General features: G+C 44.1%; 14 protein-coding genes and 1 tRNA gene. 8 read left to right on the forward strand and 7 right to left on the reverse strand.

Annotated elements, in window-relative coordinates; all coding sequences use genetic code 11:
- Positions 1-365: 365 nt before the first annotated feature.
- Together ACSUPM_RS13725 and ACSUPM_RS13730 are read left to right on the forward strand one after the other, a co-directional pair.
- Positions 366-788 carry a hypothetical protein gene (locus ACSUPM_RS13725; protein ID WP_173239079.1) on the forward strand — a complete coding sequence of 141 codons (423 nt, stop codon included), beginning with the start codon at positions 366-368 and terminating at the stop codon, positions 786-788.
- Positions 789-899: 111 nt separating this feature from the next.
- Positions 900-975, forward strand: a tRNA-Phe gene (locus ACSUPM_RS13730).
- Between the two features lie 99 nt (positions 976-1,074).
- Here ACSUPM_RS13730 and ACSUPM_RS13735 read toward each other — a convergent pair.
- On the reverse strand, positions 1,075-1,440 hold the full coding sequence (locus ACSUPM_RS13735) for a hypothetical protein (RefSeq protein WP_350588211.1): 366 nt from the start codon (positions 1,438-1,440) through the stop codon (positions 1,075-1,077).
- 179 nt (positions 1,441-1,619) lie between these two features.
- Here ACSUPM_RS13735 and ACSUPM_RS13740 point away from each other — a divergent pair, with 179 nt between their 5' ends.
- Both ACSUPM_RS13740 and ACSUPM_RS13745 read left to right on the forward strand, forming a co-directional pair.
- Positions 1,620-2,120, forward strand: coding sequence for a DUF4385 domain-containing protein (locus tag ACSUPM_RS13740; RefSeq protein WP_201577890.1), 501 nt, complete (start codon positions 1,620-1,622; stop codon positions 2,118-2,120).
- Between the two features lie 127 nt (positions 2,121-2,247).
- Complete coding sequence (locus ACSUPM_RS13745) at positions 2,248-2,925, forward strand: phosphoglycolate phosphatase (RefSeq protein ID WP_025651955.1); 678 nt, start codon at positions 2,248-2,250, stop codon at positions 2,923-2,925.
- Between the two features lie 27 nt (positions 2,926-2,952).
- Here ACSUPM_RS13745 and ACSUPM_RS13750 read toward each other — a convergent pair whose 3' ends face one another.
- Positions 2,953-4,530, reverse strand: coding sequence for a YifB family Mg chelatase-like AAA ATPase (locus ACSUPM_RS13750; RefSeq protein ID WP_101211858.1), 1,578 nt, complete (start codon positions 4,528-4,530; stop codon positions 2,953-2,955).
- 493 nt (positions 4,531-5,023) lie between these two features.
- Here ACSUPM_RS13750 and ACSUPM_RS13755 point away from each other — a divergent pair, with 493 nt between their 5' ends.
- From ACSUPM_RS13755 to hemN, 4 genes are all read left to right on the forward strand, one after another.
- Entirely contained in the window at positions 5,024-5,389 is a 366-nt protein-coding gene (locus ACSUPM_RS13755; RefSeq protein ID WP_265088745.1) for a penicillin acylase family protein, read from the forward strand.
- Positions 5,329-7,530: a penicillin acylase family protein gene (locus ACSUPM_RS13760; RefSeq protein ID WP_436880032.1), complete on the forward strand. Its 2,202-nt coding sequence runs from the start codon at positions 5,329-5,331 to the stop codon at positions 7,528-7,530. The genes ACSUPM_RS13755 and ACSUPM_RS13760 overlap by 61 nt, the downstream gene beginning before the upstream one ends.
- 309 nt (positions 7,531-7,839) lie before the next feature.
- Positions 7,840-8,784, forward strand: coding sequence for an arylamine N-acetyltransferase family protein (locus ACSUPM_RS13765; protein ID WP_101211860.1), 945 nt, complete (start codon positions 7,840-7,842; stop codon positions 8,782-8,784).
- Between the two features lie 155 nt (positions 8,785-8,939).
- Positions 8,940-10,481: an oxygen-independent coproporphyrinogen III oxidase gene (gene hemN / locus ACSUPM_RS13770; RefSeq protein ID WP_201577681.1), complete on the forward strand. Its 1,542-nt coding sequence runs from the start codon at positions 8,940-8,942 to the stop codon at positions 10,479-10,481.
- A 126-nt stretch (positions 10,482-10,607) separates the two neighbouring features.
- Here hemN and ACSUPM_RS13775 read toward each other — a convergent pair whose 3' ends face one another.
- From ACSUPM_RS13775 to ACSUPM_RS13795, 5 genes are all read right to left on the reverse strand, one after another.
- Positions 10,608-11,447 carry an SPFH domain-containing protein gene (locus ACSUPM_RS13775; protein WP_413786533.1) on the reverse strand — a complete coding sequence of 280 codons (840 nt, stop codon included), beginning with the start codon at positions 11,445-11,447 and terminating at the stop codon, positions 10,608-10,610.
- Between the two features lie 36 nt (positions 11,448-11,483).
- A complete protein-coding gene (locus ACSUPM_RS13780) occupies positions 11,484-11,981 on the reverse strand; it encodes an NfeD family protein (RefSeq protein WP_201577675.1) in 498 nt (165 codons plus the stop codon).
- Between the two features lie 226 nt (positions 11,982-12,207).
- Positions 12,208-12,756 carry a porin family protein gene (locus ACSUPM_RS13785; protein ID WP_201577672.1) on the reverse strand — a complete coding sequence of 183 codons (549 nt, stop codon included), beginning with the start codon at positions 12,754-12,756 and terminating at the stop codon, positions 12,208-12,210.
- A gap of 207 nt (positions 12,757-12,963) precedes the next feature.
- Entirely contained in the window at positions 12,964-13,518 is a 555-nt protein-coding gene (locus ACSUPM_RS13790; RefSeq protein WP_025651962.1) for a porin family protein, read from the reverse strand.
- 146 nt (positions 13,519-13,664) lie between these two features.
- Positions 13,665-14,210 carry a porin family protein gene (locus tag ACSUPM_RS13795; RefSeq protein WP_025651963.1) on the reverse strand — a complete coding sequence of 182 codons (546 nt, stop codon included), beginning with the start codon at positions 14,208-14,210 and terminating at the stop codon, positions 13,665-13,667.
- Positions 14,211-14,391: the final 181 nt, after the last annotated feature.

The following is a 14,391-nucleotide window of genomic DNA, read 5'->3' on the forward strand; positions in this document are numbered from 1 at the left end:
AATGGTCATAAAAATGAGATAAATTGCCGTCAAACGAGGAAAATAGCGCAAATAATATCGGGATATTAATCAGTTATTTGACGATGTTTGGTAAAGTTTAGCCATTTTTAGCCTATTTAGATACAATCGCTTGGATTGAGGACACGCCCTAGACTTTATGCACATAAAGCACTGTCTATCATCATCATAGCAAACCCTAACCACTCCTGCCACGACCGAGCAGTAAACCACGCACAAAATCGTGTCATTCTGCTAAAATAGTGGATTCAGTTTTATCAATCATTACTCGCGCCGACTCTGAGAACCCATACTCTACGGCCCTACACTCCATGACATTGTGCTGTCTCACATTATAGGAACCGATTATGCCCTTAGAAGCGATTGCCATCAACCGTTTGGATGCGCCACTTATCAAAAAACCTGCACGTGAGAATGAACTCTCGGAGCGCTTGCATGATTTGTATGACAGCGATGATAACCAGCCAAGTGGTCTCGAGGTATTAAGCCTCGTTGAGCAGGGTTTTAAGCGTGGTCAAACGCTTTACGTCGGTATGTTCAATGATAAGCCCATCGCTGCTGTTGCCTGCTTTGACGATGGACAGACCAATGCCAAGCGCTTGCAATATCTTACTGTTCATAGCCAAAATCGTGGTCGTGCTATCGATGCCAAGTTTATTAAACTGGTTTATGATGCCGAAGTAAAAAAAGGCGTGCGTGAATTCGTCCCTGTTGATGCGGATATTCATCGTATTATGAGCGAGTATGAGCTACTGCGCGTTAAGGATTAATCTTAAGGTTAAAACCTTATATTTGACTATTTATGCCTTTTTATCGCCTATTATGCAAAAATCACTTGACAGTAACGTCTATATTTAGTTTAATAGCGCCTCAACGAAGACGGCTCGATAGCTCAGTCGGTAGAGCAACGGATTGAAAATCCGTGTGTCGGCAGTTCGAACCTGCCTCGAGCCACCATTCGTTTAAGAATTCTAAAAAGCTCCAAACAGCAATGTTTGGGGCTTTTTTTATGGCTGTCGTTAATAGCATTTATTGTTTGATCCATAGCATCTGTTATCAGAGTCGCCGACGCAACAACACCTCGCAACGCTCGCGTGAATCCAAGTCATAAATAGTGGCACGGTAATCAATACCGTGACGGCCTTCAAAAAACACCACCCGATCGCCCACGGCTAAAAAACAAGAAGTACGCGCGTCATAAATAAAACCATCAATGACGAATGCCAAATCACGATCTATCTCGCGTACCGTATAGGTCTCACCTTGCGGAACCAAACGCTCAAACCATGCGCTATGGGCAACATTGGTGCTTAGCACACTTATCAGCAGCAGCGCTGATATCATAAGTACCCTTTTTAACGACATCGCAAAAGTCGCGCCAGCTAAGCTGATTTTATTTAGGATATTTTTATTAACTGTCATGACCTTAACCTACTCAAACCTGCTCAATGATTGATTCTGTTCGCTATGCTACTTATGCTAAACGCTTACTGTCACGGTTGCATAACATTTCTGTGCTGTTTTTTAGACGGCAGTGCTCAGTATACTCGATAGCAATGATAATGCTAAATAAGACAGATAAATGCTAATAGGGATAAGCGATGAGAGAGTTTGATTATGATTTGGATTATAAAAACCTAGACTTGCGGGCGCAGCCTGAGCTGTATCGCGTCGGTCGCGGTGAGCAAGGCGTATTATTGGTAGAGCCTTATAAGTCTGAGATACTGCCGCACTGGCGCTTCGCCACGCCTGATATTGCAACTGAAAGCAGCGAGACAATTTATCAAATGTTTTTAGATTATCTGGCTGCCGATGACTTTGTCGGTGCCGATATGGCGCGCAAATTTATCCAAATGGGTTATACCCGCGCCCGTCGCTATGCCAATCATAAAGGCGGTAAAAAATATAAAGGCCCAGTACCTGATGATAAAAAAGGCCAAAGCGGCGCACATGGTCGTGCAGAGCTACCACGGCAAGAGGAAGATCCGATTAAAGCAGAGTCCGCGCGTATTTTTAAACAAAAATGGGATGAGTGCCGCGAGAACAAAGAGTATCTAAAAATGAAAAAAGAGCATCGTGAACGCTACAAAGATATCGAGTGACTGCTGATGTTTATGATATTAAGAACAGTAAATAACTAAATTGACTGGTCTCAAAACACTACTGTGCTAAGGTATGGCACGATATACCAAACATAATAAATATAACGACTTTCAATAGTGAGGAATAATGGATAAGCAACTTTTAATTTTTGATTTCGACGGCACTTTAATCGATAGCGTACCAGATTTGGCTGATGCGACCAATGCGATGCTGACCACGCTCGGCAAAGAGACCTACCCTATTGACAGCATACGTAATTGGGTCGGCAATGGCTCAAGAATGCTGGTCGAGCGCGCGATGGTGGGTAAGGTAGAGGTGTTAGAAGGTGAGTTGACGGTCGAGGAAGCTGATCATGCCGAGCAGGTATTTTTTGAGGCTTACAATAATATTAGCGGTAGCAAAACTGTTGCCTACCCATATGTCGATAGCGGACTAAAGAAGCTGAAAGATGCAGGCTATACGTTGGCATTAGTGACCAACAAGCCGATTCGCTTTGTTCCCAAAATATTACAATCCTTTGGCTGGCAGGATTTGTTTGCTGAAGTGCTGGGCGGTGATAGTCTAGCTGTTAAAAAACCAGACCCCGCGCCGCTACTGCATGTTTGCGACGCTTTAGATGTAACTCCAGCACAAGCAGTCATGATTGGTGACTCAAGAAACGATATATTGGCAGGACAAAACGCTAATATGGACACTCTTGGACTGTCTTATGGTTATAACTATGGGCAGGATATTCGTGAGCTCAATCCTACCGCAGCGTTTGATGACTTTGCCACACTGGTTGATTATCTTTTACAAGGATAAATGATAAATTACTGAACATCACGCCAGCTACTTACTACGATAGCTCAATGCTTCAGACACATGGGCACTTGTGATATCGGTACTGTCAGCGAGGTCTGCGATGGTACGAGCAACGCGCAAAACTCGATGATAACCACGAGCAGATAAATTCAAGCGTTGCTGAGCCAACTGCAATAACTGCTGCTCGCCCTCTCCTAGTTGAATATATTGATCAATCTCGCTAGGACTTAGCTCATTATTGACCTTTTTTTGCCGCTTTAATTGATGTTTGTGGGCGGCAGCGACCCGAATTCGCACTTGCTCGGAGGTTTCACCCGCTTGAGCATTTTGCAAGTCGGCGATAGGTAGCGCCGGCACAGTAATATGCAAATCAATGCGATCGAGTAATGGGCCTGATAGCTTATCTTGATAGCGCTTAATCTGCTCGGGACGACAACGACATCTTGCTGAGCCGTCACCATCATAGCCACATGGGCACGGGTTCATCGCTGCCACCAATTGAAAGTTGGCTGGAAAGGTCATCTGCGAGTTGGCACGACTGATGGTAATTTGCTTCGCCTCTAATGGTTGGCGCAGCACCTCCAACACAGTACGATCAAACTCCGGTAATTCGTCAAGGAATAACACGCCTTTATTGGCAAGGGTAATCTCACCCGGTTTGGGACGTGAGCCACCACCGACCAAAGCCACGGCTGATATGGTGTGATGAACTTGGCGAAATGGCCTTGTCCCATAATCATAATCACTGTCTGCGACCGAATAGGTGCTAGCAACTTCTAACGCATCCTCAGCACTCAAATCTGGCAAAATAGTCGGTAGCCGCGAGGCCATCAACGTCTTACCTGAACCGGGAGGGCCTGTAAACAACAGCGAATGTCCACCAGCAGCGGCAATCTCTAAGGCTCGCCTCGCATGATGTTGGCCTTTGACATCAGCCAAGTCCACTTTATAACCCGTGTGTTTTTCTATCGCAGCTGGCGGTACAATCGCTAAGCGCTCATAAGTAGCATTTGGATTGGTCAAAGATTGCAGATGATCGCAAACGGCTTTTAGACTATCCGCTGCCAATATCTCTACACCCTCGACACGGCTAGCTTCAGCACCATTATCGAGCGGCACGATTAACTGCGGCGTTTGTGGTTCTTTATCCTGCTCCGTCAATTCTGATTCATCATTATCTGCTGTCTGTAATACTTTGGACGCCAACACTTCCGCCTTTATGGCTCTAGCAACGGCCAAGCTGCCAGTGACTTGCCGCAAATTTCCATTTAATGCAAGCTCACCGATAAACTCAAACCCTGCTAGTACCTCTGGATCCAACTGATCGCTGGCTGCCAAGATGCCAATAGCAATAGGCAAATCCAGCCGTGCGCCATCTTTTGGCAGGTCTGCTGGTGCTAGATTAATCGTCAGGCGACGATTGGGAAACTGAAATCCAGAATTAAGAATCGCTGAGCGCACTCTATCTTTACTCTCGCGCACAGCAGCTTCTGGCAGACCGACGATGGTCAATGCGGGCAAGCCTTGTGACAAATGCACCTCAATAATGACTTTTGGCGCATGCAAACCGACGACTGAACGGGTATAGACTTGGGCAAACGACATCAGCGTTTCCTGATACAGGGAGCTATTGATAATAGAGCATTATTTATCAACGCGCAAATGTCGTGTTTTTTATCATTCGAATGGCTTGATTGCTGCTAAACGTCTATTTTCTAGTACGCATCCTAGACCGTGCCCTCATTTTAAAAATAGTGATAAAAAGGAGGTAAATTACAGTCAAACAAGGAAAACAGCGCAGATAATATCGAGATATTGATTAGCTATTTCACGCTTTTATTTTTTAATAAATTTCACCTATTGGTTTTTTAATTATTAACACTATGATTTAAAAGAATAAAATAATTATTAACTTTTATTTTTGTCTGACAAATAATTTTGTTAACTGACTACCAAAGTGTTTTCTTTTGGGTATATGATTAGTGAGTATTTGTACACTAAAAGCAACAATAGCAATTTATTGAGCGTTTAAAGCATGCTAGATAAATGGATTATCAGCGCCTTAAATCGTAAAAACTAACCATGGATGGTGAAAACAATGAATATATTGATTAGAAATCAGCGAGCGCCCACGCTCACGCTACTCACAATGGCCGTGTCCTTAGCGTTATTCGGCTGCTCGGATAATGACAATAGCTTTAACGATGACGATATCGATACCCCTGCCGCGACATATGAGGCCGATATTCAGCGTACCCAGTTTGGTATCCCCCATATTACTGCCAAGGATTATAAGGGGCTGGGTTATGGTGTCGGCTATGCTTTCGCTGAAGATAATATCTGCTCGCTCGCACATGAAATCGTAGTGGTCAGAGCATGCTGTATTTGGGCGATGAAGGCAATATGGCCAGCGATGTATTTTATACCTGGTATAACTCTCCAGAGAGGCGCAGCAGTTTTTTAGCGGCGCAAGATCCAGAGGTTATCGATGCTGTAACAGGCTATGCGGCAGGTTATAGTCGCTATCTGCGTGATACAGGCGTTGACAATATTGATCCCGATTGTGCGGGTGCCGAGTGGGTACGCGAAATCGATATCAATGATCTGCTCACACTTTATGGCAAAGCCAATCTACGCGGTGGGCTTTCTAACTTCGTCGGCGCGATTGTGGCCGCGACACCGCCGGTAGAAAATAGCGTAATGGGCAGCTCTAGAATGCGTAGCGCTAACATAGATCCAGTCGTAGAATCCGCGCCAAAATTCGATATGACGACGATTAATGTGATGGATGGTGGTAGTAATGCTTATGCCTTTGGTAGCGAGGTCACCGGCACTGACAGTGGCGTAATGTATGGCAATCCTCATGAGCCATGGGAAGGCGTTCAGCGGTTTTATGAGTTTCATTTAACAATGCCAGGCAAGCTTGACGTGATGGGGGTCGGTCAGCAAGGTCAACCCTTCCCTAATATTGGTTTTAATAAGGACGTCGCGTGGAGCCATACCGTCTCTACCGCCAAACGCTTCACCCTTTACCAGCTCAATCTGGTGGCTGGTGATCCGATGAAGTATATCTATAAAAACAGTGATGGTGCCCTTGAGCAGCGTGATATTGAAGCCGTTGATGTGACCATCCAGCTCCCTGATGATCAGACCCTAGTCCGACCCATATACTTATCACAATATGGACCTATGCTAGCGGCCAATACCCTTAGTGATCTTTTGCCAACGTGGGGCGCTAACAATCTGGCTTATACGATTCGCGATGCCGCTTCAGAAAATCCACGTGCGTTAAATCAATGGCGCAGTATGAACCAAGCCACTAGTGTAGAAGATCTGGTCGATAGAATGCAGGACACCCTTGGTCTTGGGTTCGTCAATACCATCGCGACTGACCGTTACGGCAAGGCGCTCTATGCTGATATCTCAACCGTGCCGCATGTGACTAAAGAGCAGCTAGAAGCCTGTAGTGCCAATGCAGGGCCTTTCCTTGGGGCTTTGGTCGCAGCAGACTTGCCAGCACTAAACGGTAGCGATGCTGCCTGCGAATGGGGCACTGATGCGGACTCGCCACAAGCGGGTATTTTTGGTCGCTCAAACTTGCCATTTTTGATTCGTGATGACTATGTCGAAAACTCAAATGACAGCTACTGGTTGAGCAATCCTGAGGAGCCATTGACCGGATTCTCGCCATTATTACGTCGGCGTTTAGTACCTTTCTTAGGGCCTAATCCCGTAGATGGCGTTCCCCTACTGATGCGTACTCGCATGGGACTTACTCAAATATTGGATCGACTAAGCAATAAAGACGAGCTTGGCGGCAATACTTTTAATCTGGAAAATATGCAAGAAGTCGTCTATGGCAACCGTAGCTACGTGGCGGAGCTGGTACTCGATGATGTATTGGCAGATTGTAATGACAACGCTATGTTACCGCTATCCAGTGGCGGCAGTATCGATGCCACGCAAGCCTGTACGGTTTTAAGCAACTGGGACCGCCGTGACAACCTTGATAGCAAAGGTGCACACGTCTTTAGAGAGTTCTGGAACAATGTCAACTTCATCGAAACCACTGACACCGCATTTGAGGTCAAATTCGACGTCAACGACCCCGTCAATACGCCACGCGATCTCATCATTAACGAAAATACGCGTACCGCCCTAGGTGATTCGATTGCTTACTTTACTAGCAAAAACATAGCCCTCGATGCAAGTTTGGCTGATTTGCAGTACGTGATTGATGCCGGTAAGAGTAACGAAAAAATCTCTATGCATGGCGGACTTGGTCGTGAAGGGGCTTTCAATGTCGCACAGTCTCGAGGTAGAGAAATCATTAGAAATGGCGTTAAGACGACAACCACAACAAACAGTGACGGTACTTACGGCCCCATTATTAATGGCCCCACCTATATGCAGACAGTGACCTTTGATGACAAAGGACCGATCGTAGAAGCGTTATTAGCGTACTCACAATCAGCAGATAGCACGCGGCCTTATCACCGTGATCAGACGCGTCGCTACTCTGCCAAAGATTGGATTCGTGTCCCCTTTAGTGCTGGCGAGATATCCGCGCAAGCAGTTGGTGATAAGATTGAATTAAGAGAATAATCTGAGGATCATTTGCAGTAACTATCGGTAAACGTATACACAAGACCTCAGATAAATTCTGGGGTTTTTTGCTAATATTATTCGGGGGTATGTTTTCAGTTCAATCTATAATCATCTAAATATATAGTCAAAACATCCTAAAAACGCGACGGTATTGCTGATATCAATTTTTTGTAGCCTCTGTCTACACAGGCACAGCAAGCAAGAAAAATGGATGTCAGCAGTGCCTGATGTATCGATATTACTTTTCATTCACTGTAGCCATCTAAATGAAGATATTCCTTAAAAGAAACTACGCTAGGATTATTTATGACCAATATTAATTACAGCCATTATCTGCAACAACTTGGGTTTACAGCATCAGAGATTGATCAGCCAATCATACCCGACTTAGAACACCTAAAACGCCTACAGCTTACGCATTTAACCCAGTTTCCGTTTCAAAGTTTAACCACCCTTGTAGACCGACCCGTTGATTTAGAAGACCGCTCAATCTATGACAAGCTCATTGAGCGCCGTGCTGGCGGATACTGTTATGAGCTTAATGGCTTATTTTTGGCGCTGCTGCGCCACTTGGGTTATGAGGCGAGAATCATTACTGGGGTAGTGACCATCAACAATCAGCTTGAGAGGCACAATGCTCGCACGCACATGGCCATTATGGTGAGCATCGATGGCCAAAACTATTTGGTTGATGTGGGTTATGGTGGCCTAGTGCCCAGCGCGCCGTTGCTGTTCACTTATAACCAAGAAGACACTAATCAAAAAAATAACGACAGTCAAAATGCTTCGCAGATACAAACCACACCGCATGGTCGTTATAAAATCATCAAAGACAACAGTTTTGAAAATCAAATCGAAAATCCCATATTGCCACATGCCCAAGTAAACTATGAACGCTACCTCTTATGTTGTGAGGTTAAGTCAGAATGGCAGATGCTCTACGTCTTTGACTTATTACCACAAATTAAAATAGATATGGTGGTCGGCAGTTGGTATATCTCCACTTACCCTAACTCCCCTTTTAAACGCAGACTTATGGCTTCAAGGCTTGATAATGACGGCGTAAGGCATACTCTATTGAACCATAAATATCAGCGACATCAAGTGGGCAAACCCAGTAAAAGTAGCATTTTGACAAGCGTAGACGAAGTATTAATGCAGCTAAAACAGGTATTTTTGATAGATATCGCTGACGAGTTAACAGCCAGTGAGCGGCAGAAACTAACGGTCTTTTTAGAAAACAATGAATAGACAACAACGAAATCTTAAGAAGATTAACAAGGGTCAAACACCCTACTGTTCACAAGGATTTGCTATACTAGCGTCTATCTATTTAGACATAAATATGGCTGTGCACTTTGTGATAAATAAACAGCAATATATATGGTCAACACGAGGAATGCCGCATGACAGAATATACCGAACCAAACACTGAGCAACCTTATAATCGTGCCGGAGAGCAGCCGACGACCACACGCCCTGTTATGCAGCCAGACAACCCTTATGCCAGTACGCGCGGCAGTATTATGACCAAGCAGCTACCTGCATTTGATGAAGCGATTATTAATAAATACAATCGTTCAGGGCCTCGTTACACCTCTTATCCGACTGCTTTAGAGTTCTCCCCAATCCCTGATGACTTAGAAATAAAAATTCTGCAGAATCGTGAAGCGCGCGCGCCATTATCGCTCTATTTTCATATTCCATTCTGTCGCCATCTTTGCTATTACTGTGCTTGCAATAAAATTATCACTAAAAAAAACAGCGACTCAGGCGATTATCTGCAATATCTCATCGCGGAAATTAAGCACAAACGACACTTATTGACCACGCCAGAGGGCAGCAGTAAACCACTCGTTAAGCAGCTGCATTTGGGTGGTGGCACGCCGACATTTTTACGTGATGAAGAGATGAGTCAACTGTGGGCGTTTTTGCAGACACAATTTGAATTCTTACCTGAAGATGAAGGCGACTACTCTATTGAAATTGACCCGCGCGAGCTGGGTGATGACACCTTAAAAACGCTACGCAATCTTGGTTTTAATCGCATCAGCTTAGGGGTGCAAGACTTGGACGAAACGGTACAAATCGCGGTCAATCGCGTGCATTCGGCAGAAATGATCGAAAATGTGCTCACTGAAGCGCGAGAGCTTGGTTTTCATTCTATCAATGTGGATCTGATTTATGGCCTACCGCATCAAACGCCTGCGACCTTGGATAAAACCGTACGCCGCATCATCGAGATGTCACCAGATCGTCTATCAGTCTTTAACTACGCGCATCTGCCAGAACGCTTTAAGGCCCAGCGTCAAATCAAAGAAGCAGACCTGCCAGAGCCAGCGGCTAAGCTTGGGATGCTCGGCAATACCATCAATACGCTGACCGAGGCGGGCTATCAATATATCGGTATTGATCACTTTGCTAAGCCTGATGACGAGTTAGCCATAGCGCAGCGCGAAGGTAAGCTACATCGTAACTTTCAAGGCTATACCATCATGGGTGACTGCGATTTGATAGGCTTTGGCGTCTCATCCATCAGTCAAATTGCCAATGCCAATACCCGTTACATTTTGCAAAATGAGACAGACTTACAAGCATATCAAGCCAATATCGATGCGGCAAAAAGCAATCTTGCTGTCATGCCAGCAGTAAAAGTTATCAAGACATCGGTTAAAGATCGCTTGCGTGAATATGTGATTATGAAGCTACTCTGTCATGACTATATCGACTTTAAAGACGTGAATCAGAAATTCGGTATCGATGCGATTACTTACTTCATTGATGAGATTCAGCAATTGGGTGAGATGCAAGACGATAAGCTCGTCGATATGGATGCTGCTGGAATTCGAGTCTTACCAAAAGGTCGCCTGCTTGGTCGCAACGTCGCGATGGTGTTTGATGAGTATCTGACAAATAAGCAGCAAAATCGCTTTTCTAAAGTTATCTAACTAGACTGGTTCTTGAGTTGATTATGAGCAATAAAAAAGACCTCAAGCGAGGTCTTTTTTTGGTTTAGCATAAAGGCTGTTAACTACCAAGCTTAAGCTTGAATGATATGATTCATAATTTAAGCACTAAACCTTAAGCTTATCGCCTACCATCCCTTTGACTGTACTGAGGATGTCAGCCGGTAATACCACCATTTTTGCATTGTTAGATTCAGCTAACTGACGAATCGACTTGATATATTGCTCACCGAGTAAATAGACAATTGGCATCTCTTCTGTGCCCATTGCCGCGGTAATCAAACGAATCGACTCCTCTGACCCTTTTGCCAGTACTACCTGCGCTTCAGCATCACGGCGTGAGGCTTCTAGGCGACCGTCTGCCTCTAGGATAGCGGCTTGCTTTTGACCATCAGCACGGGTCACTGTCGCACGACGTAGGCGCTCTGCCGCCGCTTGCTCTTCCATTGACGCTTGCATGGTTTGCGATGGGTTAATATCTTGAATCTCTACGGTTTTTAGGGTAATACCCCAATCTGCAATATCTTCTGAGATGGCATGCTTTAGCTTGGTTTTGATTTCATCACGGCTAGATAATGCACTATCCAAATCCATCTCACCGATGATGGAACGCAAAGACGTCTGCACCAAATTACGAATACCATATTCATAATCTTCGATACCATATACTGCCTTATCAGGGCGCACAATATTAATATAAGCGACAGCGTTCGCGATAATAACCACGTTATCACGGGTAATCACTTCTTGTGAGGGAATGTCGAGCACGATGTCTTTGGTGGTCACTTTATAAGCGACATTATCGACATAAGGAATAATAATATTGAGTCCAGGCTCTAGGGTTTGGCTATATTTACCGAGACGCTGCACGACCCACTTATACCCCTGCGGTACGATCCGCACGCCTTTAAATACGGTAAACACTACCAGCGCGATCAAAACGATCATGACAATACTAAAACTTTCCACATTCCACCCCTGTTATTATATTTGCGTACTCTTAGATATCGCTGCCTGCGACTTCATACTACTGACAACCAATTCATTACCAACGATATCGGTCACGATTACCCGATCACCGACGGCCACTTGTTCTCCTTGCGTGCGGCACATCCATTCAGCGGCCCCAACGATAGGCACACTAAACCGTACCATGCCCGCTCTCTCAGGCTGCGGTGGCACGATAATCATACCGGTCTCACCGATAATGACGCTGCCACCCAATCCCGCTTTGGTACGATCCACTGACAGAGGTTTAATAAATTTAAACCATGCCAATAAAAACACCGCAGAAAGTATCAGCCAAATCACAATCTGGATAGTTAACGAAATAGGTAATAGCCACGACAGTGCCGCGACGATGATAGCAGCAGCGCCAAACCAAAGGCTGGCAAATGTCGGAACGAACATCTCAACAATCAGCAGCACAAAACCCAATACCAGCCAATGCCACGGTTCAATCATCCAGAGAGTCTCCATCATTGATATATTCCCTGTCTTTGTCATTCTAGCTTTCAATGTAGCACATTTCTAGCGTGATAATGCCTTAAAAATCATTAATATACTGCTACCGCTTCCCTGAGTAGAAACAAAAGCTCAATAAGTGCTCATGAAAGCCTGAAACAAAAAAAACGACCACATATGTGATCGTTTTTTTGTTTAACTGATTCAACTCTATAAATATCAAAGTTAAAATTATAGATTTATACTAGAATTTATAATTTGCACCAATAGTTAATAGCGTAACATCTTCAGCAACATAATCATATTCAGCTTCAATGCTCATGTTAGGGTTGAAGTTATAACCCAAACCAATACCACCAGCGACACCACTATCACTATCACTATCGCTATCAGAGTTTCCAAAAGCGTCGCTTAGAGAGACATCAATCTCAGCTTTAGCAAACCCTAGTTTACCTTTGGCGTATATATCAGTATTAGGGAATTGATAACGGTAAGTACCATAAGCACCATAAGTTTTAAGGTCATATTCACCTTTAATACCACTCACACCTGTATCTACATCAGCGTCATTAGAGCCTACATACTCAATTTCAGCACCAAAGTTAGAATCAAAGTTATAACCAGCATAAACTCCATAAGCAGTAGGATCGTCTAGATCATCAGCATCTACCAAGAACTTACCAACTTTTACACCAGCGTATGGCTGACCAGCATAGTTGATGGCTGCTTGCGCACTAATACTCATTAAAGAACCAACTGATAATGCGATCAAAGCTTTTTGTAAAGTATTCATCTGTCTTCCTATTAAATAAAACTAAAATGTAGCCTGAGTGGACATAACAGAGCACATAAGTGAGCTGAACTATTGTTGAATTCGCGATTCTAGCAGAAGATTATTTTTAATGCATTCTTTTTTAGTGACTTCAACCGTATTTTTTTCGTACAAAAAAAACGACCGCCAAAGCGATCGTTTTTTATTCTATAATTGACTAGCAAGCATTTAGAATTTTAGATGTGCACCAACTGTCATAAGATCTGCATCGCTACCTAACTTATCATATTCAGCTTCTACGCTAAAGTTAGGGTTGACTGAATAACCAAGACCGACACCACCAGCAAGACTCGTATCACTTTCTGAGTAAGTCTCAGTTCTGATTTCAGTGTTACCAACATTGCGGGTAAAGTCACCCTCTATCTCAGTTTTAGCAACCCCTAATTTACCTTTGGCATATAGGCCCGTATTTGGGAACTGGTAACGGTAAGTACCGTACGCACCGTAGCTTTTAGCATCGATATCACCGCCACGGTAGTCAGCGTCATCTGAGCCGACATACTCTGCTTCGATACCGAAGTTAGGATCAAAGTTGTACCCACCGTACACACCATAAGCGGTTGGATCATCAGCGCCATCGACGTCTAGGTCAAACTGACCGACTTTAACACCTACGTATGGTTGACCAGTATAACCATTGCCATAAGAGACGGCGGCTTGTGCACCCATGCTTACTAAAGAACCAGCGGCTAGTGCGAGTAATGTTTTTTGTAGAATTTTCATTGTATTCTCCTAAGATTTTTTTATTAATTGCTTTTATATGGATTGTGATGGTAAGAGACGACCATAAGAATAGCTATCTCTTATTTTTATAATGAATCAGCCATCTGCCCGATGGCTTAAAACTTTATAACTTTAAACTTTGTGAATTAGAACTTTAGATGTGCACCAACGGTTAGCAACTTGGCATCAACATCGCTGTCCATCATCGCGTATTCAGCTTCGATACCGAAGTCAGGGTTTACTGAGTAGCCTAGACCGACACCGCCAGCGATACCTGTGTCACTTGTAGAGTTTGACACTCTCACTGGACCAGCAGTATAGTCACCTTCTACTTCAGTTTTGGCGACACCGAGTTTACCTTTGGCATAGAGGCCTGTGTTTGGAAACTGATAACGGTAAGTACCGTATGCGCCGTAAGTCTTGGCATCAAGGTCGCCATTGCGGTAATCAGCATCATCTGAGCCGATATATTCTGCTTCAATACCAAAGTTAGGATCGAAGTTATAACCACCGTATACACCATAAGCAGTTGGGTCATCAGCATTATCGACGTCTAAGTCAAACTGACCGACTTTGACACCTACATATGGTTGACCGGTATAACCGTTGCCATAAGAGACCGCTGCTTGTGCACTGACCGTTAGTAAAGAACCAGCTGCTAGTGCAAATAGAGTTTTTTGTAGAGTTTTCATTATTAGCTCCTTCAACTTATGTGGACAAACAAGTTATTTATTTATATTGGCCTTATGGCCCTATCGCCTTGTCTGCTAACGATGAATACATAGTAACAAACTATTTCAGACACTCTGTCAGTGTTTAATGGTACGAAAGTTAAGATTTGAAAGTGTTTATCAGTGTGTGGGTTACAAAGGC

The sequence above is a fragment of the Psychrobacter okhotskensis genome (genome assembly GCF_965638355.1).
Taxonomy (GTDB): domain Bacteria; phylum Pseudomonadota; class Gammaproteobacteria; order Pseudomonadales; family Moraxellaceae; genus Psychrobacter; species Psychrobacter okhotskensis.

Coding starts and splice junctions, on each gene's coding strand:
- ACSUPM_RS13725 (WP_173239079.1), top strand. CDS start 366: ATGCCCTTAGAAGCGATTGCCATCAACCGTTTGGATGCGCCACTTATC.
- ACSUPM_RS13735 (WP_350588211.1), bottom strand. CDS start 1,440: ATGACAGTTAATAAAAATATCCTAAATAAAATCAGCTTAGCTGGCGCG.
- ACSUPM_RS13740 (WP_201577890.1), top strand. CDS start 1,620: ATGAGAGAGTTTGATTATGATTTGGATTATAAAAACCTAGACTTGCGG.
- ACSUPM_RS13745 (WP_025651955.1), top strand. CDS start 2,248: ATGGATAAGCAACTTTTAATTTTTGATTTCGACGGCACTTTAATCGAT.
- ACSUPM_RS13750 (WP_101211858.1), bottom strand. CDS start 4,530: ATGTCGTTTGCCCAAGTCTATACCCGTTCAGTCGTCGGTTTGCATGCG.
- ACSUPM_RS13755 (WP_265088745.1), top strand. CDS start 5,024: ATGAATATATTGATTAGAAATCAGCGAGCGCCCACGCTCACGCTACTC.
- ACSUPM_RS13760 (WP_436880032.1), top strand. CDS start 5,329: ATGGCCAGCGATGTATTTTATACCTGGTATAACTCTCCAGAGAGGCGC.
- ACSUPM_RS13765 (WP_101211860.1), top strand. CDS start 7,840: ATGACCAATATTAATTACAGCCATTATCTGCAACAACTTGGGTTTACA.
- hemN (WP_201577681.1), top strand. CDS start 8,940: ATGACAGAATATACCGAACCAAACACTGAGCAACCTTATAATCGTGCC.
- ACSUPM_RS13775 (WP_413786533.1), bottom strand. CDS start 11,447: ATGATCGTTTTGATCGCGCTGGTAGTGTTTACCGTATTTAAAGGCGTG.
- ACSUPM_RS13780 (WP_201577675.1), bottom strand. CDS start 11,981: ATGATGGAGACTCTCTGGATGATTGAACCGTGGCATTGGCTGGTATTG.
- ACSUPM_RS13785 (WP_201577672.1), bottom strand. CDS start 12,756: ATGAATACTTTACAAAAAGCTTTGATCGCATTATCAGTTGGTTCTTTA.
- ACSUPM_RS13790 (WP_025651962.1), bottom strand. CDS start 13,518: ATGAAAATTCTACAAAAAACATTACTCGCACTAGCCGCTGGTTCTTTA.
- ACSUPM_RS13795 (WP_025651963.1), bottom strand. CDS start 14,210: ATGAAAACTCTACAAAAAACTCTATTTGCACTAGCAGCTGGTTCTTTA.